At 61.3% G+C, this 27,000-nt stretch carries 22 protein-coding genes; 13 read left to right on the forward strand and 9 right to left on the reverse strand.

The features are described from left to right. The first annotated feature begins 259 nt into the window (after positions 1-259). The 3 genes from BUE92_RS11755 to BUE92_RS11765 are packed head-to-tail and all read left to right on the forward strand — an operon-like array spanning position 260 to position 3,825. Positions 260-919 carry a paraquat-inducible protein A gene (locus BUE92_RS11755; RefSeq protein WP_073523815.1) on the forward strand — a complete coding sequence of 220 codons (660 nt, stop codon included), beginning with the start codon at positions 260-262 and terminating at the stop codon, positions 917-919. Beyond that, positions 906-1,529 (forward strand): paraquat-inducible protein A, encoded by a 624-nt coding sequence (locus tag BUE92_RS11760; protein ID WP_073523816.1) that lies wholly within the window; start codon positions 906-908, stop codon positions 1,527-1,529. The genes BUE92_RS11755 and BUE92_RS11760 overlap by 14 nt, the downstream gene beginning before the upstream one ends. Next, on the forward strand, positions 1,522-3,825 hold the full coding sequence (locus BUE92_RS11765; RefSeq protein WP_073523817.1) for a PqiB family protein: 2,304 nt from the start codon (positions 1,522-1,524) through the stop codon (positions 3,823-3,825). The genes BUE92_RS11760 and BUE92_RS11765 overlap by 8 nt, the downstream gene beginning before the upstream one ends. 184 nt (positions 3,826-4,009) lie before the next feature. On the opposite strand, the gene mksF is transcribed toward BUE92_RS11765, so the two are convergent. The 3 genes from mksF to mksB are packed head-to-tail and all read right to left on the reverse strand — an operon-like array spanning position 4,010 to position 8,821. After that, entirely contained in the window at positions 4,010-6,850 is a 2,841-nt protein-coding gene (mksF, locus tag BUE92_RS11770) for an Mks condensin complex protein MksF (RefSeq protein WP_073523818.1), read from the reverse strand. Beyond that, positions 6,847-7,554 (reverse strand): Mks condensin complex protein MksE, encoded by a 708-nt coding sequence (mksE, locus tag BUE92_RS11775; protein WP_073523819.1) that lies wholly within the window; start codon positions 7,552-7,554, stop codon positions 6,847-6,849. Before mksE ends, mksF begins: the two co-directional genes overlap by 4 nt. Continuing rightward, positions 7,544-8,821 (reverse strand): Mks condensin complex protein MksB, encoded by a 1,278-nt coding sequence (gene mksB, locus BUE92_RS11780; protein WP_003188283.1) that lies wholly within the window; start codon positions 8,819-8,821, stop codon positions 7,544-7,546. Before mksB ends, mksE begins: the two co-directional genes overlap by 11 nt. Before the next feature lie 187 nt (positions 8,822-9,008). Between mksB and BUE92_RS11785 the strand changes: the two genes are divergently transcribed. Beyond that, the gene (locus BUE92_RS11785) at positions 9,009-9,755 is read left to right on the forward strand and encodes an energy transducer TonB (protein WP_073523820.1); all 747 of its coding nucleotides are present in this window, start codon (positions 9,009-9,011) and stop codon (positions 9,753-9,755) included. After that, positions 9,748-10,200 carry a ribosomal protein S18-alanine N-acetyltransferase gene (rimI, locus tag BUE92_RS11790; protein WP_003188286.1) on the forward strand — a complete coding sequence of 151 codons (453 nt, stop codon included), beginning with the start codon at positions 9,748-9,750 and terminating at the stop codon, positions 10,198-10,200. The genes BUE92_RS11785 and rimI overlap by 8 nt, the downstream gene beginning before the upstream one ends. A gap of 127 nt (positions 10,201-10,327) precedes the next feature. On the opposite strand, the gene BUE92_RS11795 is transcribed toward rimI, so the two are convergent. Then, entirely contained in the window at positions 10,328-10,732 is a 405-nt protein-coding gene (locus BUE92_RS11795; RefSeq protein ID WP_073523823.1) for a serine kinase/phosphatase, read from the reverse strand. A gap of 138 nt (positions 10,733-10,870) precedes the next feature. On the opposite strand from BUE92_RS11795, the gene can reads away from it, so the two are divergent. Beyond that, positions 10,871-11,515 (forward strand): carbonate dehydratase, encoded by a 645-nt coding sequence (gene can, locus BUE92_RS11800; protein ID WP_003188288.1) that lies wholly within the window; start codon positions 10,871-10,873, stop codon positions 11,513-11,515. Here can and BUE92_RS11805 read toward each other — a convergent pair. The 3 genes from BUE92_RS11805 to acpA form a co-directional block, all read right to left on the reverse strand. Beyond that, positions 11,512-12,036 carry an SET domain-containing protein-lysine N-methyltransferase gene (locus BUE92_RS11805; RefSeq protein ID WP_073523825.1) on the reverse strand — a complete coding sequence of 175 codons (525 nt, stop codon included), beginning with the start codon at positions 12,034-12,036 and terminating at the stop codon, positions 11,512-11,514. The two genes, can and BUE92_RS11805, sit on opposite strands and share 4 nt — an antisense overlap. Positions 12,037-12,171: 135 nt before the next feature. Beyond that, positions 12,172-13,341: a hypothetical protein gene (locus tag BUE92_RS11810; protein ID WP_073523826.1), complete on the reverse strand. Its 1,170-nt coding sequence runs from the start codon at positions 13,339-13,341 to the stop codon at positions 12,172-12,174. 119 nt (positions 13,342-13,460) lie between these two features. Next, a complete protein-coding gene (gene acpA / locus BUE92_RS11815) occupies positions 13,461-15,161 on the reverse strand; it encodes an acid phosphatase (protein WP_073523827.1) in 1,701 nt (566 codons plus the stop codon). 155 nt (positions 15,162-15,316) lie between these two features. Here acpA and BUE92_RS11820 point away from each other — a divergent pair, with 155 nt between their 5' ends. After that, positions 15,317-15,607 carry a nucleotidyltransferase family protein gene (locus tag BUE92_RS11820; protein WP_073523828.1) on the forward strand — a complete coding sequence of 97 codons (291 nt, stop codon included), beginning with the start codon at positions 15,317-15,319 and terminating at the stop codon, positions 15,605-15,607. Beyond that, positions 15,604-15,945 (forward strand): HepT-like ribonuclease domain-containing protein, encoded by a 342-nt coding sequence (locus tag BUE92_RS11825; protein ID WP_073523829.1) that lies wholly within the window; start codon positions 15,604-15,606, stop codon positions 15,943-15,945. The genes BUE92_RS11820 and BUE92_RS11825 overlap by 4 nt, the downstream gene beginning before the upstream one ends. Positions 15,946-15,983: 38 nt before the next feature. Here the strand turns inward: BUE92_RS11825 and BUE92_RS11830 are convergent, their stop codons facing one another. Further along, positions 15,984-17,402: a short-chain fatty acid transporter gene (locus tag BUE92_RS11830; RefSeq protein ID WP_073523830.1), complete on the reverse strand. Its 1,419-nt coding sequence runs from the start codon at positions 17,400-17,402 to the stop codon at positions 15,984-15,986. A 186-nt stretch (positions 17,403-17,588) separates the two neighbouring features. On the opposite strand from BUE92_RS11830, the gene BUE92_RS11835 reads away from it, so the two are divergent. Next, positions 17,589-18,878: an MFS transporter gene (locus BUE92_RS11835; protein ID WP_073523832.1), complete on the forward strand. Its 1,290-nt coding sequence runs from the start codon at positions 17,589-17,591 to the stop codon at positions 18,876-18,878. Positions 18,879-18,881: 3 nt separating this feature from the next. Here BUE92_RS11835 and BUE92_RS11840 read toward each other — a convergent pair whose 3' ends face one another. After that, the gene (locus BUE92_RS11840) at positions 18,882-20,252 is read right to left on the reverse strand and encodes a GntT/GntP/DsdX family permease (RefSeq protein ID WP_073523834.1); all 1,371 of its coding nucleotides are present in this window, start codon (positions 20,250-20,252) and stop codon (positions 18,882-18,884) included. A 217-nt stretch (positions 20,253-20,469) separates the two neighbouring features. Here BUE92_RS11840 and BUE92_RS11845 point away from each other — a divergent pair, with 217 nt between their 5' ends. The 4 genes from BUE92_RS11845 to BUE92_RS11860 all read left to right on the forward strand — a co-directional run bounded on the left by BUE92_RS11845 (position 20,470) and on the right by BUE92_RS11860 (position 26,999). Then, positions 20,470-21,375 carry a cation diffusion facilitator family transporter gene (locus BUE92_RS11845; protein WP_073523835.1) on the forward strand — a complete coding sequence of 302 codons (906 nt, stop codon included), beginning with the start codon at positions 20,470-20,472 and terminating at the stop codon, positions 21,373-21,375. A gap of 109 nt (positions 21,376-21,484) precedes the next feature. Next, a complete protein-coding gene (locus tag BUE92_RS11850) occupies positions 21,485-22,711 on the forward strand; it encodes a TolC family protein (protein WP_073523836.1) in 1,227 nt (408 codons plus the stop codon). Between the two features lie 19 nt (positions 22,712-22,730). After that, positions 22,731-23,837 (forward strand): efflux RND transporter periplasmic adaptor subunit, encoded by a 1,107-nt coding sequence (locus tag BUE92_RS11855; protein ID WP_073523837.1) that lies wholly within the window; start codon positions 22,731-22,733, stop codon positions 23,835-23,837. An 18-nt stretch (positions 23,838-23,855) separates the two neighbouring features. After that, positions 23,856-26,999 (forward strand): CusA/CzcA family heavy metal efflux RND transporter, encoded by a 3,144-nt coding sequence (locus BUE92_RS11860; RefSeq protein ID WP_073523838.1) that lies wholly within the window; start codon positions 23,856-23,858, stop codon positions 26,997-26,999. The last annotated feature ends 1 nt before the right edge of the window (position 27,000 follow it).

Genomic DNA, 27,000 nt, shown 5'->3' on the forward strand with positions numbered 1-27,000 from the left:
GCAGTGAAACGATGCATCGCCGATGGTAGTGTGGGGTTTCCCCATGTGAGAGTAGGTCATCGTCAAGATTAAATTCCGAAACCCCAATTGCGAAAGCAGTTGGGGTTTTGTTTTGGGCGCTCGAAAAGTGTCTGCCTTGTCCCCGTACACCTGTCAGCCTCAACCTCCGACCTGACTGCCCCGACAAATTTGCACAGTTATTTCTGAGCGACACCACTAGAATAGCCACCTAACCATTTTTAGAGTCAGAGCCCTATCTATGCCCGATCCGGTTGATGCCCACGAGGTATCGGATTTACCGCTGGACGATCTGGTGGCATGCCATGAGTGCGACTTGCTGATGCGCAAACCAACGCTCGCCCTCGGCGAAAAAGCCCAATGCCCACGTTGCGGCTACGAGCTATACGCTCACCGTCACAATGTGGTCGAGCGCAGTCTCGCCTTGGTACTGGCAGCCCTGCTGCTGTACGTCCCCGCGAACTTTTTGCCCATCATGCAGCTCAATCTACTTGGGCAGTCTTCGGAGGACACCGTGTGGAGCGGCGTCGTTGGCCTGTTCGATACGGGTATGCAAGGCGTTGCCGCCGTGGTGTTCCTGTGCAGCATGGGTATCCCCTTGCTCAAATTGCTCTGCCAACTGGCGGTGCTGCTCAGCATTCGCTGGAACATCGGTCGCAATTACGGGCTGCTGCTATACCGCATCTACCACCACATGAAGGATTGGGGGATGTTGGAGGTCTACTTGATGGGTGTGCTGGTGGCGATCGTAAAGCTCGCCGACATGGCTTCCATCACAATCGGCCTGGGTCTGGTCTGCTTCGTCAGTCTATTAATGGTCCAAGTTCTGCTTGAAGTGGTGATGTCGCCCCATCAGGTCTGGCAAGCGCTGTCAGGAGAGGATGACCATGCGGGCGATTGATGCAGGCATTCTGATTTGTACTGAATGCCATGAGTTGAACAAGCAGGAAGCGGATAGCGAGGAGCAACTCTGCACCCGTTGCGGTGCGTTGATCCATGCCCGTCGCCCCAATAGCCTCACGCGCACCTGGGCGCTGTTGATCACCGCAGCGATCCTGTATATCCCCGCTAACCTGTTACCCATCATGACGGTCAACTCCCTCGGCCAAGGCGACCCCAGCACCATCATGTCGGGTGTCATCCAGCTGGTGCAGCATGGGATGTTTCCCATCGCTGCCGTGGTGTTCATCGCCAGTATCCTGGTACCGACATTCAAGTTGGTCGGCATTGGCTTGCTGTTGTTCTCGGTGCAGCGCCACCAACCGCTGTCCGCGCAACAACGTATCGTGATGTATCGCTTTATCGAATTCATTGGACGTTGGTCCATGCTGGATATCTTTGTGATCGCCATCCTGGTGGCGGTCGTTAACTTTGGGCGACTAGCCAGCGTCGAGGCCAACCTCGGCGCTGCGGCGTTCGCCAGTGTGGTGATCTTGACGATGCTTGCCGCAGTAACTTTCGATCCCCGACTGATTTGGGATAACACGGAGTCGGACGACGACCATGAGTGATTTGCCTAAAGCTAAAACCCGCCCAGCCTCTAACTGGTCGGCCATTTGGGTGCTGCCCCTGATTGCCCTGATCATCGGTGGCTGGCTGGGGTGGCGTGCCTATTCCCAACAAGGTATCGAGATTCAAGTTCGCTTTGAGAGCGGCGAAGGCATTCAGGTCAACAAGACCGAAGTGGTCTACAAGGGCATGACCGTAGGCAAGGTCAAAACCCTGGCCCTGGATGACGAGGGCAGCAATCGCGGGGTGATCGCCACCATCGAGATGAACAAGGACGTTGAGCAGTACCTCAAGACCAACACCCGCTTCTGGTTGGTCAAGCCCAGCGTCAGCCTTGCCGGTATCACCGGCCTGGAAACCCTGGTTTCAGGTAACTACATCGCCGCAAGCCCCGGTGATGGCGAGCCCACGCGCAAGTTCAAGGCGCTCTCCGAAGAGCCGCCGTTGTCCGACGCCAAGCCCGGCTTGCACCTGACTCTCAAGGCCGATCGCCTGGGCTCGTTGAACCGTGGCAGTCCGGTGTTCTACAAGCAGATTCAGGTTGGCCAGGTCAAAAGCTATCTGCTGTCTGAAGACCAGAGCACCGTCGAGATCAAGGTCTATATCGAGCCGACCTATGCCAACCTGGTGCGCAAACACACGCGTTTCTGGAATGCCAGTGGCATCAGTATCGACGCCAACCTTTCCGGCTTGAAAGTGCGCAGCGAATCCCTCTCCAGCATTGTCGCCGGTGGTATCGCCTTCGCCACGCCGGAAAACCGTAAAGACAGCCCGCCCACCGACCCGAGCCTGCCTTTCCGCCTATACGAAGATTTCGATGCCGCCGCAGCGGGGATCAAGGTCAAGGTCAAACTCACCGACTTTGAAGGCCTGCAGGCCGGGCGTACGCCGGTCATGTACAAAGGCATCCAGGTCGGCAGCCTGAAAACCCTGAAGATCGACCCGGACCTGTCCAGCGCCAGCGCCGAGTTGACCCTCGATCCATTGGCTGAAGACTACCTGGTCGAAGACACGCAGTTCTGGGTGGTCAAACCGTCCATCTCCCTGGCGGGCATCACCGGCCTGGAGGCCTTGGTCAAGGGCAACTACATCGCGATTCGCCCAGGCGACAAAGGCACCCCGCCACAACGCGAATACGTAGCCCGCGCCAAGGCGCCGCCTTTGGACCTGCGCTCCCCGGGCCTGCACATGGTGTTGCTCACCGACAGCCTGGGCTCGTTGGATGTCGGCAGCCCGATTCTGTACAAACAGGTCAAAGTCGGTTCGGTGCAGAGCTACCAGTTTTCACGCAAGAAAAAACAGCTGGTGATCGGCGTTCATATCGAGAAGGAATACGAAAGCCTGGTCAACGGCTCGACGCGCTTCTGGAATGCCAGCGGCGTCACCCTCACGGGCGGCCTCACCGGCGGTATCCAGGTCAAAAGCGAATCCCTGGCCAGCCTGATGGCAGGCGGTATCGCCTTCGAAACGCCGGAACCGAACGTGCCATTGAAACATCGCATCCCGCGCTTCCGCCTGTATGCCGACCGTGATGCCGCCAACCAGCACGGCACTCTGGTGACCATCAAAGTCGACCGAGCCGACGGCCTGAGCGCCGGCACACCGGTGCGCTTCAAGGGGCTGGATGTGGGCAAGATCGAGAGTGTCGACCTCAGTGCCGACATGCAGTCGGTGCTGCTCAAGGCGCGTATCACTCAGGTCGCGGACCGCATTGCGCGTACGGGCAGCCAGTTCTGGGTGGTCAAGCCGGAACTGGGGCTGATGAAGACGGCTAACCTGGAGACCCTGGTCACCGGCCAATACATCGAAGTGCAACCGGCCGCGAAAAACGCCGGCCCGCAGAAGAGCTTTGTCGCCCTGGCCCAGCCGCCTGAAACCGTGCATCAGGAAGCTGGCCTGAGCCTCACACTCAGCGCCGCCCGCCGTGGTTCGTTGAAGGAAGGGGTACCGGTGACCTACCGTGAAGTGACGGTCGGCAAAGTCACCGGCTATGAGCTCGGCCAGACCGCTGACCGTGTGTTGGTGCACATCCTGATCGAGCCCAAGTATGCGCCTCTGGTACGCAGTGGCAGCCGCTTCTGGAACACTAGCGGCTTTGGCCTTGACTTCGGCTTGTTCAAGGGCGCGACCGTGCGTACCGAGTCCCTGGAGACGCTGGTGGCCGGCGGGATCGCCTTTGCCACGCCGGATGGCGAGCGCATGGGCAACCCGGCACGGCCGCAGCAGACGTTCCCGTTGTTCGACAAGTTTGAGGATGAGTGGCTGACCTGGGCGCCTAAGATTCCATTGGGCAAGTAGACCCGAGTTGCGGCTATCGCGGGCAAGCCCGGCTCCCACAGGGGTATGTATTTTCAGCAAGAATGCATTCCAACTGTGGGAGGGGGCTTGCCCCCGATGAGGCCCACAAAAGCTCCACAAAACCCAAGCCGAAAAAAAGGCCGCGATCCAAAGATCGCGGCCTTTTTACTTTCAGTACAACCCGTCAGACTTCATCCAGCTCCGGCTCGTCCGCCTGCACATTCATCGTCGCCTTCACCACATCATGGCGACGGATGTACTTCCAGTCCGCCTCATCAATGTAGATCCCGTTCGGCCCGCTGCCGCCTTCCAGGTCGATCGCCACCTGGGCGGACACCTGCGGCTTCACACTGGCCAGGATCGGCACAAAGCCCAATTGCAGGCTGGTTTCCAACAGCGCTGCCTGGTTCTTCTCATCGATGTCTGCCGCTTCATCGAGGTAGTACGGCAACCGCACGCGACCGGCCTGGTCGCGGTCCATAAGGTGCAGCAACAAGTACATGTTGGTCAGCGCCTTGATGGTCATGGTAGTGCCGTTGGACGCAGCGCCGTCGATGTCGGTATGGATCACCGGCTGGCCGTGGACCTTGGTGATTTCGAACGCCAACTCGAACAAGTCCTTGAGGCCCAACTGGTTATGGTTGGCGGCTACCAGGCGAGCCAGGTATTCCTTGGCTTCTTCGTTCTTGTTGTCCTGTTCGGCGCTCTGGCTGAGGTCGAACACCGACAGGGTCTCGCCTTCTTCATACTGACCGGCGCTGTGGATGATCTGGTCGATATGCTTGAGCGCTTCCTTGTTCGGTGCCAGCACGATGCGAAAGCTTTGCAGGTTGGAAACCTGGCGCTTGTTGATCTCGCGGTTGAACAACGCCAGTTGGTGTTCCAGGCTGTCGTAGTCGCTGCGGATATTGCGCAGGGTACGGGCGATGTCGGTGACCGCTGCCCGGCGCGCCTTGCCGAGGGTCAGCGCCTCGTCGGTACGGTGCGCATAGGCGTTGATCAGCAGTTGCAGACGACGCTCGACATCATCCTCACTGTCGAACTTGGCCACGCCCTTGAGACGCACCTGGGCGTACAGCGCTTCGATCTGGCCATCGGCGCGCAGCAGGCCCTGCCAGCTGTCCTGATAGTCATTGAGCAGCGGCAGCAGGTTGTCCATGGAGTCGTCGACCGGGTCCATGAACGGTGTCCCGAACGGCAGGTCCGCCGGCAACAGCTGACGACGGCGTAACGCGTCATCCAGCGTGCGCTGCTTGGCTTCCATGTCGCCGATCTGACGGCCGACCAATTGCAGCTTGGCCGACAGTTGCTGGACACGCTCGGTAAAGGCATCGCTGGAACGCTTCAACTCGTCCTGGGCGGCTTCCATCTGCGCCAGGTTTTCCAGTTTCTCGCCTTCTTCGACGCTCAGGGTCTGGGTGCGGCGGAAGTCTTCCAGGGCCTTCTGGGCATCCAGTACCTGCTGGTACAGCGCTTCGGTCTGGGTCTTGCTTGCGGCGCGGTCGGACGCCACGGCCTGCTGGGTTTTCAGTTGCTTGAGCTCTTTTTCCAGGCGCTCTTTCTGGTCACGCAACGCGGCGCGGTCCGCCAGGGCTTGCAAGGCCGGCGGCTCGATGTGCGAGATGTCGATGGACAGCCCCGGCACTTCAAAGCGCTCGCCCTTGAAGCCATCGAGGATCTGCTCCAGGGATTTGACCCACTGGCCGTCCTCGTCCAGCGTGATGCCATGTTCGCCCAGCGGCAGGCTGAACAACGAGCTGTTGAACAGGCGCATCAGGCGCTCGACATCCTGCTGCGAGAACTCTTCACGCAGCTTGGCGTAGCTGTTGTTGTCTGCGTGATCGAGCTGCTGCTTGACCGACTTCAAGCGTTTTTCCAGGTCGCGCAGACGCTCGTCCAGGTCTTCGGCGCTGAACTGTCGCGACTGCGCCAGGGCGCCCGCCAGTTCATCGTGGGCGTCCTTGGCGGCGAGCAGTTGTTGCTCCAGCATCTTGACGTCATCCACCAGGGCAAAGCGGTGCTTGAGCACCGACAACTCGCCCAACCAGCGCTGGATGCCACTGATTTCTCGCTCCAGGCGCATCAGCTCCTGGGTGCCGCCGCGCTGGTCGTTTTGCAGCGCGTCTTGTTCGTTGCGGTAGTGTTCGGCCTGGATGGTCAGCTCTTCCTTGCGCGCACTGGCGTAGTCCGACCAGGTGCCCAGCAACGAATCCAGCAGCGGCGACAGGCGATGCAATTTGCCGCGCAGGGCGTCGCGCTGTTTCACGCCATTGGCCAAGGCTTCAACCAAGGGGCCGGCAGCCACCAGCGAGTTGTAGTCCTGCTCCATGCGTCGCACATCGCGGAAGGCTTCTTCACAGGCCGCGATGTAGTCGACACTGCCCGAACGCAGGCTGTGTTCGAAGGCATCAAGGAACAGTTGCTTGAGCTTGGCCGCGGTGATTTCGCGCATGTGCAGCAGGTTGATAAACAGCGCGCGGAACGTCTTCAGGCTCTGCTCGCTGGTGGAGCGCAGCGGAATCAGGGTCAGGTCCAGGGGGATCGACGTATGCCCGCCCACCAGCAAGCGCCGCAGCTCATCGGGCTTGAGTTCGTAGGCTTTGAGGCCCTCGCGCTCAAGGTTGGTGAACAGCTCTTTCTGGCGCAGGCAGGTGTCGTTTTTCTGGTAGTGGGCCAGGTCCAGCTTGCCGGCGTAGGCAAAGAACTGGTGACCAAAGCCGCCGCCCGGGCCGCGGCCGACCACGCCGATGACGTGCGGGCCGTGGGGCAGGGAGACTTCTACCAGGATGTAGCTGGTGTCGGTGGCAAAGTAGAAGCGCCGCGATTGTTCCAGGGTGTACTTGCCGAAGCTCATGTCCGACATGCGTGCCAGGATCGGGAACTGCAAGGCGTTGATCGAGGCGGATTTACCCAGGTTGTTGGCGCCGTACACTGACAGCGGCTCTTCCAGCGGGAACAGACCCAGGCTGTAACCGGCGGTGTTCAATAGGGCGAAGCGGCGGATGCCGTAGCGTTCCTTACTCATGCGTCGGTCTCCTGTTCTTCGGCAATGGCACGGGCCAGGGCATCTTCTTCGCTTTCTTCGGTGAAGGCGCTCAGATCCAGCGGGTCATCGGTCTTCAGCAGTTTTTCATCGCTGTCTTCATCGATAATCACCGGTGCCGGCAGCGGCAGTACGCTGTGTACGCTGGCGGCAAGGTCGCGGTCTTGCTGCACCGACAGGCACACATCCAGGAAGCGGTGCATCGGCGGCAGGAAGCGGTAGATACCGTTGTCTTCGCTGGCAAAACCCAGTTGGGTCATGCGACGCATGATTTTTTCTTCGAGCTCTTCCTGGGTCTGCACCTCGGCCTGGATAAACAGGTCACGGTATTTCTCCAGCAACGAAGGCAATTCATCGCGGCCCAGGCTGCCGCCGTCGAGCACGGCCATCGGGTCGCGACCCTGGTCGGCCAGGTGTTCGACGATGATGAAGGTGAACAGGGCCAGGCGCTGGGCGGTTTTGTTTACCTGCGCGGCAGCCACGGCAGTGTCCGGCACGAAGTAATAGAAGCCGCGGGTATCGCACACCAGCTCAAAGCCCAGGGCCTTGAACAGCGTGCGGTACTGGTCCTGGAAGTTCGACAGTTGCGCGTACAGCTCTGGGTCGCGGCGGCTGACGTGGTAACCCTTGAACAGCTCGCGAAAGATCGGCGCCAGTTGGGACAGTTCGGATAGATCAAGATGCATAAGGCGTGCTCGCAGAATTCTCGGTGGCATCGACGCCGGCCGGGAGCAGGGCGAAGGAGCGCAGGCTGACCTGGTGCTCGTGGGTGTGGTAATCGCGACGTTCCAGGCGCTCGCGCTTGAAGCGTTTTTCCCGGGACAGGCGCGAGAACCAGTACAGCAATTCATCGGTGGCGCCGTCCGGTTCCTGCTCCAGCAGCCAGGTCATCAGGTCGGGCATCGGCAGCGCGTCTTCGCAGCGTTCGAGCATTTCCTTGACCGTACGCGGTGCGCGCGGGGCTTCGCCTTTGTGGGACTTGTGCGCCTTGGGGAAACGCGCTGGTTTGGGCTCGAAATTGGCCAGGGCATACACATAGGCCTCGACCTGGCTGGCACTGCCCAGGAAGGTACTTTGCGGCCGGGTGAACATCGGCATCGCCGCTTGCGGCACCGCGTCCAGGCCTTTGCGGCGAATCGCCGACAGGGCCAGCGCCGCACCGCGAGTCACGGCGTTATGCCGGCGTGCTTCTTCACGCAACGGCAACAGCAGCTCACGTGCATGGCGCAAGGTCAGTTGGGCGCTGGTTTGCATTTCGAGGATGCGCGCGTGGGTGCGCAGCAGCATGTCGTCATCCACCAGGTGGCCAAGACGCTGTTGCTCGGTGAGCATGCGCAGCAGCACGTTTTCTACCTTGCGTACGCCTTGCTCGAAGGCGCCGTCGGCGTTCACCAATTGGATCATCGGCTCGACGTATTCGTCCCAGGTCGCCAATACCTCGGCGTAACGCTGGCGCAACGGGATCTGCCGGTCGCTGGTCTTGGCGCGGTCGGCCACGGCGGCGAGGGCTTGTTCGTCGTTGGCGAGTTTTTTGAGCACATCGCGCACGCGCATATCCAAAAGGCGCAGTTGCCGGGCCAGGTCGTGGCCGTCACGGATATCGAAGGCATCCTGGATATAACCGGCCAGGCGCTCCAGGTGGCGCAAGTAGGCTTCGATTTCCAGGCACAGGCCAAGCCGGTGCTCCTTGCGAAGATAGGCGAGGAAGTCGTGGATCTGCGCGTTGAGCTCGAAACGGTTCGGGCTCTTGGCGACAGGCACCAGGATATCCAGGCGAATCCACACGTCCAGCAGGCTGGTGATGTCCTGGGGCGTGCTGTCCAGTTGTTGGGCGGCCAACTGTGCGCGCAGCTCGGCCAGGCTCAGGGTGCCTTGGTCGAAGTGTTCGCACAGAGGCTCAAGTAAGGCCCAGTGTTCGGCGAGGGCGCGCAGGACGCGCTTGGGTTCGATCATGGGAATGGCCGGCTGGTTGGCGATTAAAAGTCGCGATTGTACTGCATCACGCGCGGGATTTATCCACAGCCGGTCAGTGCGCAGTGGGCGATTGTGGCCGAACAGCGGTAGAATCCCCGCTCTTTACTTATCCACAAGTGGCCGAGCTGTGCTTATCGAGTCCCGACGTCGCGCTTACTTGACCGCCATGCAGGTGGTCAACTGGCTGCCCCGCACCGAACTGCCGTTTGCCGCGCCGTCGCGGCCCGAGTTGTTGCAGGCACTTGAGCCCTATGAGGCGTTCGAGCCGTCGGGAGAAGAGGCGGCAGCGCCCGTGGCGGTGGTCAAACCCCCTGTCGAAACGCGTCCGGCGGTCGAACGGGCAAAGATCGAGGTGCCGCGCCCTTCGCCGGTGACCAAGGCTGCCAAGGTGGTCGAAGAGTCTGCGCCGGTGGCCAAGGCGCCGGTCGTGCCGCCGCCACGCTTTGCCCTGCAATTGCTGCGGGCCGGGCGGTGCCTGTTGCTGGTGGAACTGCCGACCGGCGAGCGTTTCCAGTCCCGTGACCCGGCCTACCTGTTGCTCAAGGACATGCTGCGCGCCGCCGGCCTGCCCGACAGCCCGCAAATCGTCGGTGAGCCGGTGCGCTGGCCGCTGCTGGTGCGCGGCACCATGGACCAGGGCCCCGAGGCCGCACGGGATTTCGTCCAGGGGTTTGTCTCGGCACGCCTGGAAGACGAGCCTTGCGTGTGCCTGTGGCTGATCGGCCTGCCCGCCGTGCGGTTTGCTGGAGAGGCTAATGCCGAGGCCTGGTACCGCGAGCTGCAGGTTGAAGGCCTGGGTTCGGTGTGGGCCCTGCCGGGCCTGGAATTATTAATGGAAGAGCCACAGCGTAAGGCTGATGTCTGGCAAGCCATGCGCCGGCTGATGGCGCGCTGGAAAACAATTGATGAGTGAGGCTTTATCCTTTCGCCCGATGACCGAGGCCGACCTCGACGCCGTGCTGAAAATCGAATACGCGGCGTTCAGCCACCCCTGGACCCGTGGAATTTTTCTCGACGGGCTGGGCAAGTACCAGATCTGGCTGATGTTCGAAGGCGAGCAGCAAGTGGGGCATGGGGTGGTGCAGATCATCCTCGATGAAGCGCACTTGCTGAACATTACCGTGAAGCCGGAAAACCAGGGTCGTGGCCTAGGCCTGGCTTTGCTGGAACACCTTATGTCTCGTGCTTATGCGGCCAATGCCCGGGAGTGCTTCCTGGAAGTGCGTGACAGCAATACCGGCGCGTTTCGGTTGTACGAGCGTTATGGTTTCAACGAGATCGGCCGTCGCAGGGATTATTACCCGGCGGTGGGTGGCCGCGAAGATGCAGTCGTGATGGCCTGCACACTCGTCGACTGAACAATCGTGAGCTGTAGGAGCGAGCTTGCTCGCGAAGAACGTCAACGATAACGCGTGCTTCATGAATGAACGCGGCGCCTGTGGGTTTTTCGCGAGCAAGCTCGCTCCTACATAGGGTGATGTTCGGTCAGCGCTTGCGGTTCAGTGGGTCCAGATCAGCCAGTTCCGCCTCATCCAGCCCACTCCCGCCGCCAATGTCATTTTCTCCCACGACGCTCAAGTCATAGTCGGCGGCATTGTCTTCGCCTTCTTCCTGCGCATCTCGCGCGCCATCCTCACGGATCAGCGTTTCCGGGCTCATATCATCATCGGTAGCTTCATGATCATCCGTCGAAGCTCCGGTCAGCCCGGCCTCGCGCACCCGTTCGTCGGGCATCAGCTGCTCGCGCTCGCCTCGCGGGATTTCATCGCCGATTTCCGCTGTCTGGTCCTGCTCGTCAAAATCCAGTTCGCGCATCTCACCCATGCGGTCTTCGTTGTCATCGATCGGTTCCGGCTGCGTTGCGCCGTAGGGACGTCGTGATTCAGTCATGGCCAATCCTCATACTGTGGGGCTTATAGTGTGTGGACAGGCATGGCAGCCAAAAAATTCAAGCTAATTAGCACCTGGCGTGACCCGGACGAGGGCTTGTCAGTCACAAAACTGCGCATCATTCCTGAGGCTTCCCTGATGAACGAACTACAAGACCTGCTTGATAACAATGAACGCTGGGCGGACGCGATCAAACAGGAAGATCCCGAATTCTTCGCCAAGCTCGCCCGCCAGCAGACCCCGGAATACCTGTGGATCGGCTGCTCCGATGCCCGTGTACCGGCCAACGAGATCGTCGGCATGTTGCCCGGTGACCTGTTCGTACACCGCAACGTGGCCAACGTGGTGCTGCACACTGACCTCAACTGCCTGTCGGTGATCCAGTACGCGGTGGATGTGCTCAAGGTCAAACACATCCTCGTCACCGGCCACTACGGCTGTGGCGGCGTGCGTGCGTCGATGCAGGACCGCCAGTTCGGCCTGATTGACGGCTGGCTACGCACCATTCGCGACCTTTACTACGAAAACCGCGATGTGCTGGCCCAGTTGCCGACCGAAGAAGAGCGTGTGGACCGCATGTGCGAGCTCAACGTGATCCAGCAGGTGGCCAACGTCGGCCACACCAGCATTGTGCAAAATGCCTGGCACCGTGGGCAGAGCCTGTCGATCCATGGCTGTATCTATGGCATCAAGGACGGTCGCTGGAAGAGTTTGAACACCACCATCAGTGGCTTCGAGCAACTGCCGCCGCAGTACCGCCTGCGTCCGTTGGGCGAAGCCTAAGGTCGCTTGCGCTCGCGCCACCAGGCCATGAAGGCCTGGCCTTCGGCGTTCAGCGGCTCCTTGCTGCCGGTGATCCAGCCTCGGCAGTTCAGCTCGCCGCAATGGCAAGCGAACTGCCGGGCCAGTGTGTCTTCGGTGGTGGCGTAATCCAGCGTCAGCAAGCTGCCGGCGCCAATGGGTTGCACCGTCCATAGCTCCAGGTACGTCGTGTCTAGAAACACGTTCGGGTTGCAGGAGTGCTGTAACAGGCCGCAGAACCAACAATCGTACAAGTGGATGCGAGGTGACAGTTGCAGCGTGTGCGGGCGACGTTCGCTCACGGCATAACCGGAAACCTGGGCAATGCGCATGCGACTCTCAAAGGCCACGCGCGCCGTGACCCTGGCCGCAATCCCTTCAGCCTCTTGCTTGACCTCAAAGTGCTCGGTTGAGGGGTAACCCTGCTCAACGAGCAGCGTCTTGAAGGGGTAGAGGCAATCATCCATAGCCGTTTTAGCCTTATCCATGGCTCGAGTTTTCATCACTCTCCTGAGCGGGGCTGCATTGGCCTGCGGGTCTGACGGCCAGTCTTGCAGCAAATGGGCGCGGCCCTAGATTCGCCGAAGTGGGATCCGGTTTCTACTGTCAAAGTTGACAGTAGAAACGGTTTCTTCGCCTTAAAGCGCGGGGGCTGTGACGGTGGGCGTGGGAGCGGCATTTCTCAACAGTTTCAACTGCGCTTTGATAGGCGCTGTGGCGCACTTGGCGTTGGCCTGCTCGGGCGTCAGGTGGCGCACCGAGGTGTAGAACAGTTCACACGTCTGCTCCTTGCGCGTGACCTGCCACGTGTTCAGGCAGGCCTTGAGCAATACATTTGCATCGCTGGCGGGTTTCTGGCCCATGCCGGCTTGCCAGCAGGCGGCGCTCAAGTCCTGGCCCATCACTTTCAAACCGGCGTCATCGGCCTTTTGTTCGTCACCGTCATAGCTGTCGGGGCTGGCTGCATACCAAATGTAGCTTGGGTGGTTGGCGCCCAATACTGCGACGGTTTTGCCAGGCTCCGGGCTGATCTGCGCCAGGCTCAGCACGCCTACGGTTTGCCCGTATTGTTGCTTGATCCAGCTGCGCACCGGCGCGCCGAAGGCCACCATCGGCAACGCGCCGCCAGGGCGCAGGCTCAGCTCCTTGACCATGCGGGTCTGGTAGTCGGTGAAATACCCGTAGACGGTTTCCAGGTCTTTGCCGGCATTGGACGGCGCAGCGATGGGCGCGATATCGATGATGGTCTGGTACGCCGGCGTTTCCGTGGCCGGTACGCCATTTTCGCTCAACAAGGTGGCCCAGCGGTCGGTGGTGGCCGATTCGAGATAATCCTGGGCCTGGGTCAGCGAGTAATCCGGAGGGAAGTGCAACAGCTCGATACTTTTGCGGTTTTCCAGGGCCATGCCCAACGGCAGGAACAGGTACCAGTTGTAGGCCCATTTGCCATCGCTGTTGAGCTGGCTGGCGCCTTGGTAAGCCAGGTCGGCGGTATTGAGCAGTGTGGTCAGCGGTTGGCCGTAACTGTCTGGCACTCCGCTGAAGGTCGCCGTGACCTGACCGTCGTGAGTCTTCACACTGACCTTGGCCCGGCTGTAACCGTCACGTTGCAGGCTCTGGTTCAAATAGTGTTCGGCGGTCTGCTCCAGTGACCATGGCCGAAAGCAGATCACATTGCAGTTGTTGGGGTACGCGAACAACTGGGTGACGCGCTGCGTGCTGCCCAGTGGCACCTCGATGTCGGCCTTTACGACCGCACTCGCCAGTAGTGCGGCGAGGGTGAAGGACAGCCTGGTCGGTTTAAACATAGTCGATTCCTTGTCAGCGAAGCCCGTCTGCGCGGGATGGAAGCCCACCTGCACACAGTAGCGGCTGACCGGAAAAATCGCGTGCTAAATCGCCCGGCATGTCGTTATTGGATAAGCGCCTACAGGCTGAACTGCAGGGCATTGCTCAGATCGCCCATGGGTTTCTGGCCGCGCGCGATCATCGCATCATCGCGCTGCTTGAGGCCGTCCAGGGTTTCCAATTGGAACACCCGAGTGATCAAACGCAGGATCGATGCCGTGTCGTACACCGTATGGTCCACCGTGCCTTTGCGTGCAAACGGCGACACCACCAGCGCCGGAACCCGCGAGCCCGGGCCCCAGCGGTCACCCTGGGGCGGCGCCACGTGGTCCCACCAGCCGCCGTTTTCATCCACGGTCACCACCACCACCATGTTTTTCCACTGCGGGCTTTCTTGCAGCACCTTCAAGGCGCGGGCGATATGGCGGTCGCCCGAGGCCACATCGGCATACCCTGCATGCATGTTCAGGTTGCCCTGGGGTTTGTAGAAACTCACGGCAGGCAGCTTGCCGGCCTGGGCGTCGGCGAAGAACCGGTTGGTGCTCGACTCATCGCCCAAACCGCCGTCGCGCAAGCGCTTGGCACGTTCTGCCGGGTTTTGCGGCCCTTGCTGCTTGAAGTAATTGAACGGCTGGTGGTGGTACTGGAAATTCGGAATCTTGGGGATGCCGCCGGAGTCCTTGAACTGCTCCAGGGTGGCTTGCCACGCACCGGCGTACCAGGCCCAGTCGATGTTCTTCTTCGACAGCTTGTCGCCAATATGCTCGTGGGTTTGCGGCACCAGCACATTGGGCAGGTCGGGCTTGGAATAGTCCGGGTTTTGCGGGTCGCGGATCCAGGTGGGCCAGTAGGGTGGGGCCAGGGTGTTTACGCCGTAACCATCGGGTGTCAGTGCGCTGGGGCCGAATTGCGGCGGGCCGGTCATGGCGCTGGCCGGTGACGTGTCCAAGGGCTTTAGGCGCGTGCCGCTGGGGTCATCGCTTTGCAGCGTGGCGATCTGCGCCTTGGCCACCGACTGCGCGGCATTGGGATAAAACGGCGCGGTGGCGCTGATAAGATACTGGTGGTTAAGGAACGAGCCACCAAACGCGCCCTGGAAGAAGTTATCGCACAGCACAAACTCCTTGGCCACGTCCCACAGGCGCAGGGCATAACGGCTTTGGGCGTAATGGCCCATCACCAGCCCACCGGAATCGCCCCAGGCGACAAAACCATCATTCTTGCCGCCGTTGATCTGCATCTGGTTCTGGTAGAAGACGTGCCACAGGTCGCGAGTCACCAGGCTCAATGGCAGGTCTTCGCCCTGCGGGCCTTTGAGGGCGAACGGCGCGTTGGGCAGGTTTTGCTGGAATTGTACTTCGCTTGGGTAAGTCACTCCGTCCACCGTTTGAGGGCCGACCTGCAACACACCGCCCCAGCTCGGTGGCAGGGCAGGCAATACGCTGTCATCGCGGTCGCGTTGCTGGAAGTCTTTGGCGGTTAACGCTGACAGCGGTTTCTCCACCCCTGGGAAATCTGCGAACAGGTTGTTGAAGCTGCGGTTCTCGGCGTAGATCACCACCACGGTTTTCACCTGCTCGCGCAGCGCCTTGTCCAGTTCCTGGGGCGTGAGCGGCCGCGTCACGGGTGGGCTCGGTGCTTCGCTGGTATTGCCGCAGGCACTCAAGGTCGCACCCACCCCCAACAGCGCCGCACCGCCGAGGAAGCGCCGACGGCTGGTGTCTACCGTCGGTTGGATGGCGGAATCGGAGGAGGGAAGGTCTTCGTGCTCATCACTCATTGCTGGGAGTCCTTGGCGAGATGTTGCAAGATATTTCGCAGGACGGTAGCAATGGAATGTGACGGAACGAAGACAGGCGTGCGATGGGTGGGGCGTGTCTACAAGGCGCAAGCGCTGCTAGACTGCCCTTCTAATGCACATCACCGAGGTGAATCGTGAGACCTTCAACTGCACTTGATCTGCAACGAGCTGCTGTACGAGAGGTGGTAGGACGTTTCCGTATTTCCAATCCCAGAGTATTTGGGTCGGTACTAATGGGGACCGACCAAGAAGGCAGTGATCTTGATTTGCTGGTAGACGCGCCGCCGGGCACAACACTTTTTGATCTCGGTGGGTTGCAGGTCGAGCTTGAGGACTTGCTCGGGGTCAATGTCGACCTGCTTACGCCTGGCGACTTGCCTTTGAAATTTCGCGATAAAGTGCTAGCTGAGGCCCGGCCAGTATGACGGAAAATCGGCTAGGGGATTATCTGGAGCACATAAGGCAGGCTGCCACTGACGCTATCACTTTTGTAGAGGGCTTGAGCAAAGAAGAGTTTTTGGAGGACCGGCGAACACAACAAGCGGTAGTTATGAGCCTGATCATCATTGGTGAAGCGTCGACGAAAATCATGGATCAGCATCCGGACTTCGCGGCAGGCCATTCACATATTCCTTGGCGCAATATGCGGGCGATGCGCAACCGCATCGCTCACGGTTACTTCGATATCAACTTGGATGTTGTTTGGGACACGATACAGAGTGCATTACCTGATCTCTTGGCGCGTCTTCCTGTAAATCGGTGACCACACCTGTTCTACCAACAGTTGCGGTCACCCGTTATTCAAGGCATGGCTGGCGGCAAATACTTCAACGTCGTCCCCAACGCCCACAGCAAAAACAACACCAGCGGCGTATGCACCAGCAACTGCACAAACGAAAACCCGATCAGGTCCCGCGCCTTCAGCCCCAGCACACCCAGCAACGGCAACATATAAAAGGGGTTGATCAAGTTTGGCAGCGCCTCGGCGGCGTTGTAGATCTGCACCGCCCAGCCCAGGTGGTATTGCAGGTCATTGGCCACTTGCATGACATACGGTGCTTCGATGATCCACTTGCCGCCACCCGAGGGGATGAAGAAACCCAGCACCGCCGAGTACACACCCATCAGCAGGGCGTAGGTGTCGTGGGAGGCGATGGAGGTGAAGAACGTCGAGATATGGTGCGCCAGGGTCTGGCCGTCGCCGCCCTTGACCACCGTCATCAGTGCGGCGATCGAACCGTACAGCGGGAACTGGATCAGCACGCCGGTGGTGGTCGGCACCGCTCGGGCCACGGCATCGAGGAAGCTGCGCGGGCGCCAGTGAAGCAGCGCGCCAACCATGATGAACAGGAAGTTATAGGTATTGAGCCCCGAGATGGCGCTGATCGCCGGCTTGGTCGAGAACTCATGGAACAGCCAACCGGCCGCCAGCAACGCCAGCAGAATCGTCAGCAACGGGCTGTGTTCCAGCCATTCACCGGGGCGGGTCGGCGCCTGTGGCTTGGGCAGGTTGAAGGCCGGGTCAATGCCACAGGCCTTGGCGTCCCGGGCGCTGTTGGGGCCAGGCGCGGTGGCGTAGGCGATGATCAGCGACACCACGATCAGCGCCAGCAACAGCACGCCGGATTGCCACAGGAAAATGGTCTCGGTGAACGGGATCATGCCGGTGATCGACAGGATCGACGGCGGCAAGCTGGCCGGGTTGGCCTGCAACTGCGCGGCCGACGACGACAGCCCCAGTGCCCATACGGCCCCCAGGCCCAGGTACGCAGCAGCGCCAGCGGCGCGGTAGTCCATGCGCAAATCCGTGCGCCGGGCCAATGCCCTTACCAGCAAACCGCCGAACACCAGGGACAAGCCCCAGTTGAGCAATGAAGCCACCATGGAAATCAACGCTACCCAGGCCACCGCCGAACGGCCGTTCTTGGGAATGCGCGCCAGGCGGTCGATCAACTTCACCGCGGGCGGTGAGCTGGCGACGACATAACCGCCGATCACCACAAAGGCCATCTGCATGGTGAACGGGATCAGGCTCCAGAATCCGTCGCCAAACGCCTTGGCCGCTGCGGCCGGTGCGGCGCCCATGCCCAGGGTCGCCACGGCGACGATGATCACGGCGAGGGCGGCAAACACCCAGGAGTCAGGAAACCAGCGCTCGGCGAAGTTGGAGCAACGCAGGGCAAATCGGGCATAGCGGCTGTCTTCGATAGCATCGGCCACGAGTCTTTCCTCTTGTAGTTATTATGGGGTTTGGCAGTTTTACGGCATGTTCCTCTACGGCCATTGATTTGGGAATGTAGTTATCTTCAACGATCAATGAGTAAAACAAATATATCCGTCGCGATTGCCATCAATGGGTTCAGCTCATAACCTGCACGCCATTTTGTTTGTCTGCCGAGCCTGCACATGACTGCCACCTTTTCCCCACGGGCGCAGCGTTTTTCCCGCTCCGACTACAAAACCCTGGGCCTGGCCGCCCTCGGCGGCGCCCTGGAAATCTACGACTTCATTATCTTCGTGTTCTTTGCGCTGACCCTCAGCCAACTATTCTTCCCACCGGAAATGCCCGAATGGCTGCGCCTGCTGCAAAGCTTTGGCATCTTCGTCACCGGTTACCTCGCGCGTCCACTGGGCGGCATCCTGATGGCGCACTTTGCCGACCACCTGGGACGCAAGCGCGTCTTCAGCCTGAGCATCCTCATGATGGCCTTGCCCTGCCTGCTGATCGGCGTCATGCCGACCTACGCGCAAATCGGCTATTTCGCCCCGCTGATCCTGCTGGCGCTGCGCGTGCTGCAAGGCGCAGCGGTGGGCGGCGAAGTGCCCAGCGCCTGGACTTTTGTCGCCGAGCACGCACCGCGTCACCATCGTGGCTATGCCTTGGGCTTTTTGCAGGCCGGCCTGACCTTCGGTTACCTGCTGGGGGCGCTGACCGCCACCTTGCTCGCACAGGTCTTCACCCCCGCCGAAATCCTCGACTACGCCTGGCGCTTCCCTTTCCTGCTGGGCGGCGTATTCGGCGTGATCGGCGTATGGCTGCGCCGCTGGCTCAGCGAGACCCCGGTGTTCCTGGAGATGCAGGCGCGTCGCCAGGCCGCCGCCGAAATGCCCTTGCGCACCGTGCTGCGCGACCATCGCGCCGTGCTGCTGCCGGCGATGATCCTCACCTGCGTGCTGACGTCTGCCGTGGTGGTGCTGGTGGTCATCACCCCGACCATGATGCAGAAAACCTTCGGCATGAGCCCCCGCCACACCTTTGCCCTGAGCGCGTTGGGCATCGTCTTCCTGAATATCGGCTGCGTCCTCGCCGGCCTGCTGGTGGACCGCATCGGCGCGTGGCGCGCGGTATTGGTCTACAGCCTGTTGCTGCCGGTGGGCATTGCGCTGCTGTACGCCAGCCTAATCGCCGGCGGCGTGTGGCTTGGCGCGGCGTATGCCGTGGCGGGCCTGAGTTGCGGCGTGGTGGGCGCGGTGCCGTCGGTGATGGTCGGGCTGTTTCCGGCGCAGGTGCGGGTGTCGGGCATTTCCTTCACCTACAACATTGCCTACGCACTCTGGGCAAGTACTACACCGTTGTTGTTGATCGCGCTGATGCCGACCAGCCCGTGGATCTGCGTGGGGTATTGCGTGGTGATGGGGGCGGTGGGGGTGGCGAGTGTGGCGCTGTTTGGCAAGCGCCACACCCTGGCCGCCTGAGGATCAGGTCAGGAAGTGCCAGAGCAACAAGGTGCCCACCAACCCGACCACTGAAACAATCGTCTGCAACACGGACCACACCCAGATCGTCTGTTTCAACTGCAAGCCAAAGTACTCACGCACCATCCAGAACCCGGCGTCGTTGACGTGGCAGAAGAACACCGAGCCGGCGCCAATCGCAAGGGCGACCAATGAGCTTTGCGTCGCCGCCAACCCGGCCATCATCGGCGCGAGGATGCCGGCGGTCGTGGTGGTGGCGACGGTGGCCGAGCCGGTGGCCTGGCGCAGGGCCACGGCGACCAGCCAGGCCAGCAGCAGGTAGGGCATGTGCGCGCCTTCGGCGACTTTGCTGATGGTCTGGCTGACGCCGGCGTCCAGCAGGGTTTGCTTGAGGCCGCCGCCGGCGCCGATGGTCAGCAATAGTACGGCGATAGGCGCCAGGGCTTTGCGCAGGGTGTTGCCGACTTCGGCGCGTGGCATGCCCGCCGCCCAACCCAGGCAGATGACCGCGGCGATTACGGCCAGGCCGAGGGCGACCAGCGGTTCACCGAGGAATTTCAAGGCCAGGGCGAGGGTGCTTTCCGGCGCCAACGCGACTTTAGCCAAGGTGCTGCCGAGCATCAGAATCACCGGCAACAAAATGATCAGCAATGACACACCGAAGCTCGGCTGGCGAGGGGCCTTGGGCGGTGCGCTGAACAAGGCGCCGATATCGGCCGGTTCATCCACGTGCAGGCGCTTGGACAGCCAGTTGCCATACAGCGGCCCGGCCAGGATCACGGCCGGCACCGCCAGGCAAAAGCCCAGCAACATGGTCAGGCCCAGGTCGGCGTGCAATGCGCCCACGGCAATCAGCGGCCCAGGGTGAGGTGGCATCAAGGCATGCAAGGTGGTCATGCCCGCCAGTGCCGGGATGGCGATCTTCAGCAACGGCTGGTTCGAACGCTTGGCCATCACAAAGATGATCGGCACCATCATCACCAGGCCCACTTCGAAGAACAGCGGCAGGCCGATCACCATGGCGACCAACGCCATCACCCAGGGCAATGACTTGCCTTTGCCCAGCCCGAGCAACGTGGTGGCAATACGGTCGGCCGCGCCGGATTCGGCCATCAGCGCGCCGAGCATCGCACCCAGGGCAATGATGATCCCGGCTTCCCCGAGAATCGCCCCGGCGCCTTTACTGAACGCCTTTGCCACTTCTTCCGGCGGCAGGCCGGCGCCGACCCCTGCGATAAAGGTGCCGATCAGAATCGACAGGAAGGGCGGCAGTTTGGTCGTGCTGATCAGCACAATGATGCTGGCGATCGCCAACAGCACGCAGAGCATGAGGCGGGTGTCGTGAACCATCCACGCGGCAGTCGATAACTCCAAGACGGGACTCCTTATCGAGCAGGTTGGCTAATATGTTTCTTTTTGTTTCAGCCTGAAAAGCATACCTGATAGAACTCCCCCAGCGCGTCCATGGGCGATTTTGGTGCGCTCGAAGTTAACGACGCTCTGGCGTGCAGATGACAATTTTGCAAACCATGCCAGTGGATCTGGCCTATAGCTCTATGATCCGCCCCATCCCAACCCACGAGGACATTTCATGAGCGCAGGACACAGCCACGCCCAAGTACGTGCCGGCCACGAACGCAAGTTATGGATCGCCCTGGGGCTGACCGGCAGTTTCATGCTGGCCGAAGTCATCGGCGCCTTTGTCACTGGCAGCCTGGCGCTGTTGTCCGATGCGGCGCACATGATGACCGATGCGCTGGCCCTGGCGATTTCCCTGGTGGCGATCCAGGTCGCCAAGCGCCCGGCGGATCGCAAGCGCACCTTCGGTTATGCGCGGTTCGAGATCCTGGCGGCCGCCTTCAATGCATTGCTGCTGTTTGCCGTGGCGTTCTACATCTTGTATGAGGCTTACCAACGGCTGCAGGCGCCCGCCGAAATCCAGTCCACCGGCATGCTGGTGATTGCGCTGCTGGGGCTGGTGGTCAACCTGATCTCCATGCGTCTGCTCAGCGCGGCCAGCGGCGAGAGCCTCAACGTCAAGGGTGCCTACCTGGAAGTCTGGAGCGACATGCTTGGCTCCGTCGGCGTGATCATTGCCGCGCTGGTGATCATGTTCACCGGCTGGGGGTGGGTCGATTCCGTGGTCGCGGCCGCCATCGGTTTTTGGGTGTTACCGCGCACCTGGACGTTGCTCAAGGCGAGCATGAATATCCTGTTGCAAGGAGTGCCGGAGGGTGTGGACATCGAGCAGGTGGAGCAGGGCATTCGCGGCGTGCCTGGGGTCAAGGACGTGCACGACCTGCATATCTGGGCCCTCACCAGTGGCAAGAACGTGCTGAGTACGCATCTGGTCGCGGATGCGTCCCAAGGCAGCGAGCAACAGATCCTCAGTCGAGTGACGGAGTTACTGCACGAACAATTCGATATTTCCCACGCCACGATCCAGGTGGAGGGCGAAGGATTTGAGCACGACGAGCATGACGAAGTGCATGCCTGAGCCTGGCTAACGGATTTGTAATCTTTCGCCCACGGCCCTGATAAGTACCGAAAGCTACATTGCCCCCGCTGGGAAACCTCAGCGACTTCATGGGCGTGGAACTCTCGTTATGGCAATTTTTGTTAGAACACTGTTGGGGGCGGCGGCATTGGTATTGTGGATATCCGCAAACGCCGCCCAGGCACAACCCCTCACCCTCGATGCAGCCCTGCAAACCGCCTTCGCCAACAACCCGGACCTGGCGGCCGCGCAATGGGAAATCGACATCGCCCAAGGCGGCCGCCAACAGGCCGGCTTGATCCCCAACCCGGTGGCCTCCTGGGACGCCGAAGACACCCGCCGCAACAGCCGCACCACCAGCATCAAACTCAGCCAGACCCTGGAACTGGGCGGCAAGCGCGGTGCACGCATCGAGGTGGCCACCCGCGCCCAGGATGCCGCCGCGCTGACCCTGGAGCAGCGTCGCAACCAGTTGCGCGCCGAGGTCATCGACAGCTATTACGGCGCCCTGCGCGCCCAGGAACGCCTCGACCTGGCGCAACGCTCCATGACGCTTGCCGAGCGCGGCCTGGTGGTCGCCAACGGGCGCGTCACCGCTGGCAAGTCGTCACCAGTGGAAGCCACTCGCGCCCAGGTGCAGGTGTCGCAAATCCGCCTGGAATTGAACCGCGCCCAGATAGGCCTCACTGACGCCTACCGTCGCCTGGCCACCAGCACCGGCAGCGCCGCCACCGACTTCCAGGCCGTCGCCACGCCAAGCACCTCGGTACCGGCGTTACCCGCCGCTGCGCCATTGCTGGCACGCCTTGAGCAGACCGCCGAATTGCGCCTGGCCGAACTCAACATTGTGCAGAACGAAGCCAGCGTGGGCTTGGAAAAAGCCCAGCGCATTCCGGACCTGGATGTGTCTATCGGCAGCCAATACGACGCCAGCGTGCGCGAGCGGGTGAACCTGGTGGGCGTGTCGATGCCGATCCCGCTGTTCAACCGCAACCAGGGCAACATCCTCGCGGCCACTCGACGCGCCGACCAGGCCCGCGACCTGCGCAACGCCGCCGAGCTGCGCCTGCGCACCGAAACCCGTCAGGCCCTGGACCTGTGGCAAACGGCGAACACCGAAGTGCGTGCGTTCAATCAACAGATCCTGCCCGCCGCACAAAGTGCGGTAGACAGCGCCACCCGTGGCTTCGAGATGGGCAAGTTCAACTTCCTCGACGTGCTCGACGCCCAGCGCACCTTGATCGCGGCCCGCACCCAATACCTTGCTGCCACTGCCCAGGCCACCGAGGCCTGGGTACGCATCGAACGCATTTACGGCGACCTCGCCCGCTTTTGATTTTTCCTGGAGTCTCCTGATGAACAAAAAACATGGCATGGCGCTCGCCGTCGCCCTGAGCCTGATGCTGTCGGGCTTCGCCCACGCCGAGGAAGAAGAAGGCAAGCTCGAACTCACCGAGCAGCAGATTCAAGCCGCCGGCATCCAGTTGGTCCAGGCGCAACCGCGTGCCATCAGCACCGTGCTGACGCTGCCGGGCGAGGTGCGTTTTGATGAAGATCGCACCTCCCACATCGTTCCCCGTGCGGCGGGTGTAGTGGAGGCGGTGAAGGTCAACCTGGGCCAGTCGGTGAAGAAAGGCGACCTGTTGGCGGTGATCGCCAGCCAGCAGATTTCCGACCAGCGCAGCGAATTGGCCGCCAGCGAGCGCCGGGTCGAACTGGCGCGCACCACCTTCCAGCGCGAGCGTCAGTTGTGGCAGGACAAAATCTCTGCCGAACAGGATTACCTGCTGGCGCGGCAAACCCTGCAAGAAGCCGAAATTGCCCTGAACAATGCCCAGCAAAAAATGACTGCCCTCAGCGGCAGCGCCGTACTGGCCGGCGGCAATCGTTATGAACTGCGTGCGCCCTTCGCCGGTGTGGTGGTGGAAAAACACTTGGGGGTGGGCGAGGTGGTCAGTGAAACCAGCAATGCCTTCACCCTCTCGGATCTGTCCCAGGTATGGGTCACCTTCGGCGTGTTTCCCAAGGACTTGAACAAGGTTCGCGTGGGTAAACCGGTGAAAGTCAGCTCGACGGAAATGGGCACCGAAGTGCTGGGCACCGTGGCCTATGTGGGCAACTTGCTCGGTGAGCAGACGCGCACCGCCACCGTGCGCGTGACGGTCCCCAACCCCGACGACGCCTGGCGCCCGGGCTTGTTCGTCGCCGTGCAAGTGGCCACCGACACCTACCAGGCCAAGGTGACCGTGCCGCAAACCGCTATCCAGACCGTCGAGGACAAACCCTCGGTGTTTGTGCGCACCGCGGACGGCTTTATCACCCGCCATCTTGAACTGGGCGTCAGTGAAAACGGCTACGTCGAAGTGCGTAAAGGCCTGGAGGCCGGCGCGCAGGTGGCGACGGCTGGCAGCTTCATCCTCAAGTCCGAACTGGGCAAAGGCTCGGCCGAACACGCCCATTGATCCTGCGAGTGATTCCCCATGTTTGAGCGCCTTATCCAATTCGCCATCGAGCAGCGCATCATCGTGTTGCTGGCGGTGCTGTTGATGGCCGGTGTCGGCATCGCCAGCTATCAGAAACTGCCCATCGACGCGGTGCCTGACATCACCAACGTGCAGGTGCAGATCAACTCGGCGGCGGCCGGTTTTTCGCCGCTGGAAACCGAGCAGCGCGTCACCTTTCCCATCGAAACCGCCATGGCCGGCCTGCCGGGCCTGCAGCAGACGCGTTCGTTGTCGCGTTCCGGCTTGTCCCAGGTCACGGTGATTTTCAAGGACGGTACCGACCTGTTCTTTGCTCGCCAACTGGTCAACGAGCGCCTGCAAGTGGCCCGTGAGCAATTGCCCGACGGCATCGAAACCGCGATGGGACCGATTTCCACCGGCCTTGGGGAAATTTTCCTGTGGACCGTCGAAGCCGAGGACGGTGCGCGCAAAGAGGACGGTACGCCTTACACCCCCACCGACCTGCGGGTGATCCAGGATTGGATCATCAAGCCGCAATTGCGCAACGTGCCAGGCGTGGCCGAGATCAATACCATCGGCGGCTTCGCCAAGGAATACCAGATTGCGCCAGACCCCAAGCGCCTGGCCGCTTACAACCTGACCCTCAACGATCTGGTCACGGCGCTGGAGCGCAACAACGCCAACGTCGGCGCCGGCTATATCGAGCGCAGCGGCGAACAGTTGTTGATCCGCGCGCCGGGCCAGGTGGCGTCTATCGACGACATCGCCAACATTGTCATCACCACCTCGGACGGCACGCCGATCCGCGTGCGCAATGTGGCCCAGGTCGACATTGGTCGTGAGCTGCGCACTGGCGCGGCCACCGAAAATGGCCGTGAAGTGGTGCTGGGCACGGTGTTCATGTTGATCGGCGAGAACAGCCGCAGCGTGTCCCAGGCGGTGGCGAAAAAGCTTGAGGAGATCAACCGTTCGCTGCCCGAAGGCGTGGTGGCGGTCACTGTTTACGACCGCACCAACCTGGTGGAAAAAGCCATCGCCACCGTGAAGAAAAACCTCTTCGAAGGTGCGTTGCTGGTGGTGGCGGTGTTGTTCCTGTTCCTGGGCAACATTCGTGCGGCACTGATCACGGCGATGGTAATTCCGCTGGCGATGCTGTTCACCTTCACCGGTATGTTCACCAACAAAGTCAGCGCCAACCTGATGAGCCTCGGTGCACTGGACTTCGGCATTATTGTTGACGGTGCGGTGGTGATCGTCGAGAACGCCATCCGCCGCCTGGCCCACGCGCAACACCGCCACGGCCGGTTGCTGACCCGCAGTGAGCGCCTGCACGAGGTGTTCGCCGCGGCCAAGGAGGCGCGACGGGCGCTGATCTTCGGGCAGTTGATCATCATGGTGGTGTACCTGCCGATCTTTGCGCTCACCGGGGTGGCGGGGAAGATGTTCCACCCGATGGCGTTCACCGTGGTGATTGCCTTGCTCGGTGCGATGATTCTGTCGGTGACCTTCGTACCGGCGGCGATTGCGTTGTTCGTCACCGGCAAGGTCAAGGAAGAAGAAAACTTCGTCATGCGTAGCGCACGTCGAGCGTATGACCCGGTGCTCAACTGGGTGATGACGCGCCGCACGCTGGTATTCGGCCTGGCCGCTTTGACCATCGTCGTGTCGGGCCTGGTTGCCAGCCGCATGGGCAGCGAATTTATCCCCAGCCTCAGCGAAGGCGACTTTGCCCAACAGGCGCTGCGTGTGCCCGGCACCAGCCTGACGCAATCGGTGCAGATGCAGCAGCAACTGGAAAAAACCTTGCTCGCCCAAGTGCCGGAAATCGAGCGGGTGTTTGCGCGCACCGGTACGGCAGAAATCGCCTCCGACCCGATGCCGCCGAATATCTCCGACAGCTACGTGATGCTCAAACCCAAGGACCAATGGCCGGACCCGAAAAAGTCCCGCGAGGCGATCATTGCTGATATCCAACGGGCCAGCGCGATTGTGCCGGGCAGCGTGTATGAGCTGTCGCAGCCGATCCAGTTGCGCTTCAACGAGCTGATTTCCGGGGTGCGCAGCGATGTGGCGGTGAAGGTGTTTGGCGACGATATGGCGGTGCTCAACCAGACCGCCGCTGAAATCGCCGAGACCTTGCAGACGCTCAACGGCGCCTCGGAAGTGAAGGTGGAACAGACCTCCGGCCTGCCGGTACTGACCATCAATATCGACCGCGACAAGGCCGCTCGCTTTGGCCTGAATGTGGGCGATGTGCAGGACACCATCGCCGTCGCTGTCGGTGGGCGCCAGGCCGGTACGTTGTACGAGGGCGATCGGCGTTTTGACATGGTGGTGCGCTTGTCCGACACGTTGCGCACCGATATCGACGGCTTGTCACGGCTGTTGATCCCGGTGCCGGCGCTGGCGAGTAGTACCTCGGGGCAGTTGGGCTTTATCGCCTTGTCCCAGGTTGCCAGCCTCGACCTGGTACTGGGCCCTAACCAGATCAGCCGCGAGAACGGCAAGCGCCTGGTGATCGTCAGCGCCAACGTACGTGGGCGCGACATCGGCTCGTTTGTCGAGGAAGCCGAAGCCGCCATCACCACCCAGGTGAAAGTCCCTGCCGGTTATTGGACCACCTGGGGCGGCCAGTTTGAACAGTTGAAGGAGGCTTCTGAACGCTTGCGCATCGTGGTGCCGGTGGCCTTGCTGTTGGTGTTCGGGTTGCTGTTCATGATGTTCAACAACCTCAAGGACGGCCTGCTGGTGTTTACCGGCATTCCATTCGCGCTCACCGGCGGGATCATGGCCCTGTGGCTGCGCGATATTCCGTTGTCGATTTCAGCGGGGGTGGGCTTTATCGCCTTGTCGGGCGTGGCGGTGCTCAACGGTCTGGTGATGATCGCCTTCATCCGAAACCTGCGCGAGGAAGGCCGCTCGTTATCGGTGGCGATTCACGAAGGCGCGTTGACCCGCCTGCGCCCGGTGCTGATGACCGCGCTGGTGGCGTCCCTCGGGTTTATCCCCATGGCCATCGCCACGGGCACCGGCGCCGAAGTACAGCGCCCATTGGCGACAGTGGTGATTGGCGGGATTATTTCTTCGACCTTGCTGACCTTGCTGGTGCTGCCGGCGTTGTATCAGTGGGCTCATCGCCGCGATGAAGAGACCGCCTGAC

It is taken from the genome of Pseudomonas fluorescens (assembly GCF_001902145.1).
Taxonomy (GTDB): Bacteria; Pseudomonadota; Gammaproteobacteria; order Pseudomonadales; family Pseudomonadaceae; genus Aquipseudomonas; species Aquipseudomonas fluorescens_BV.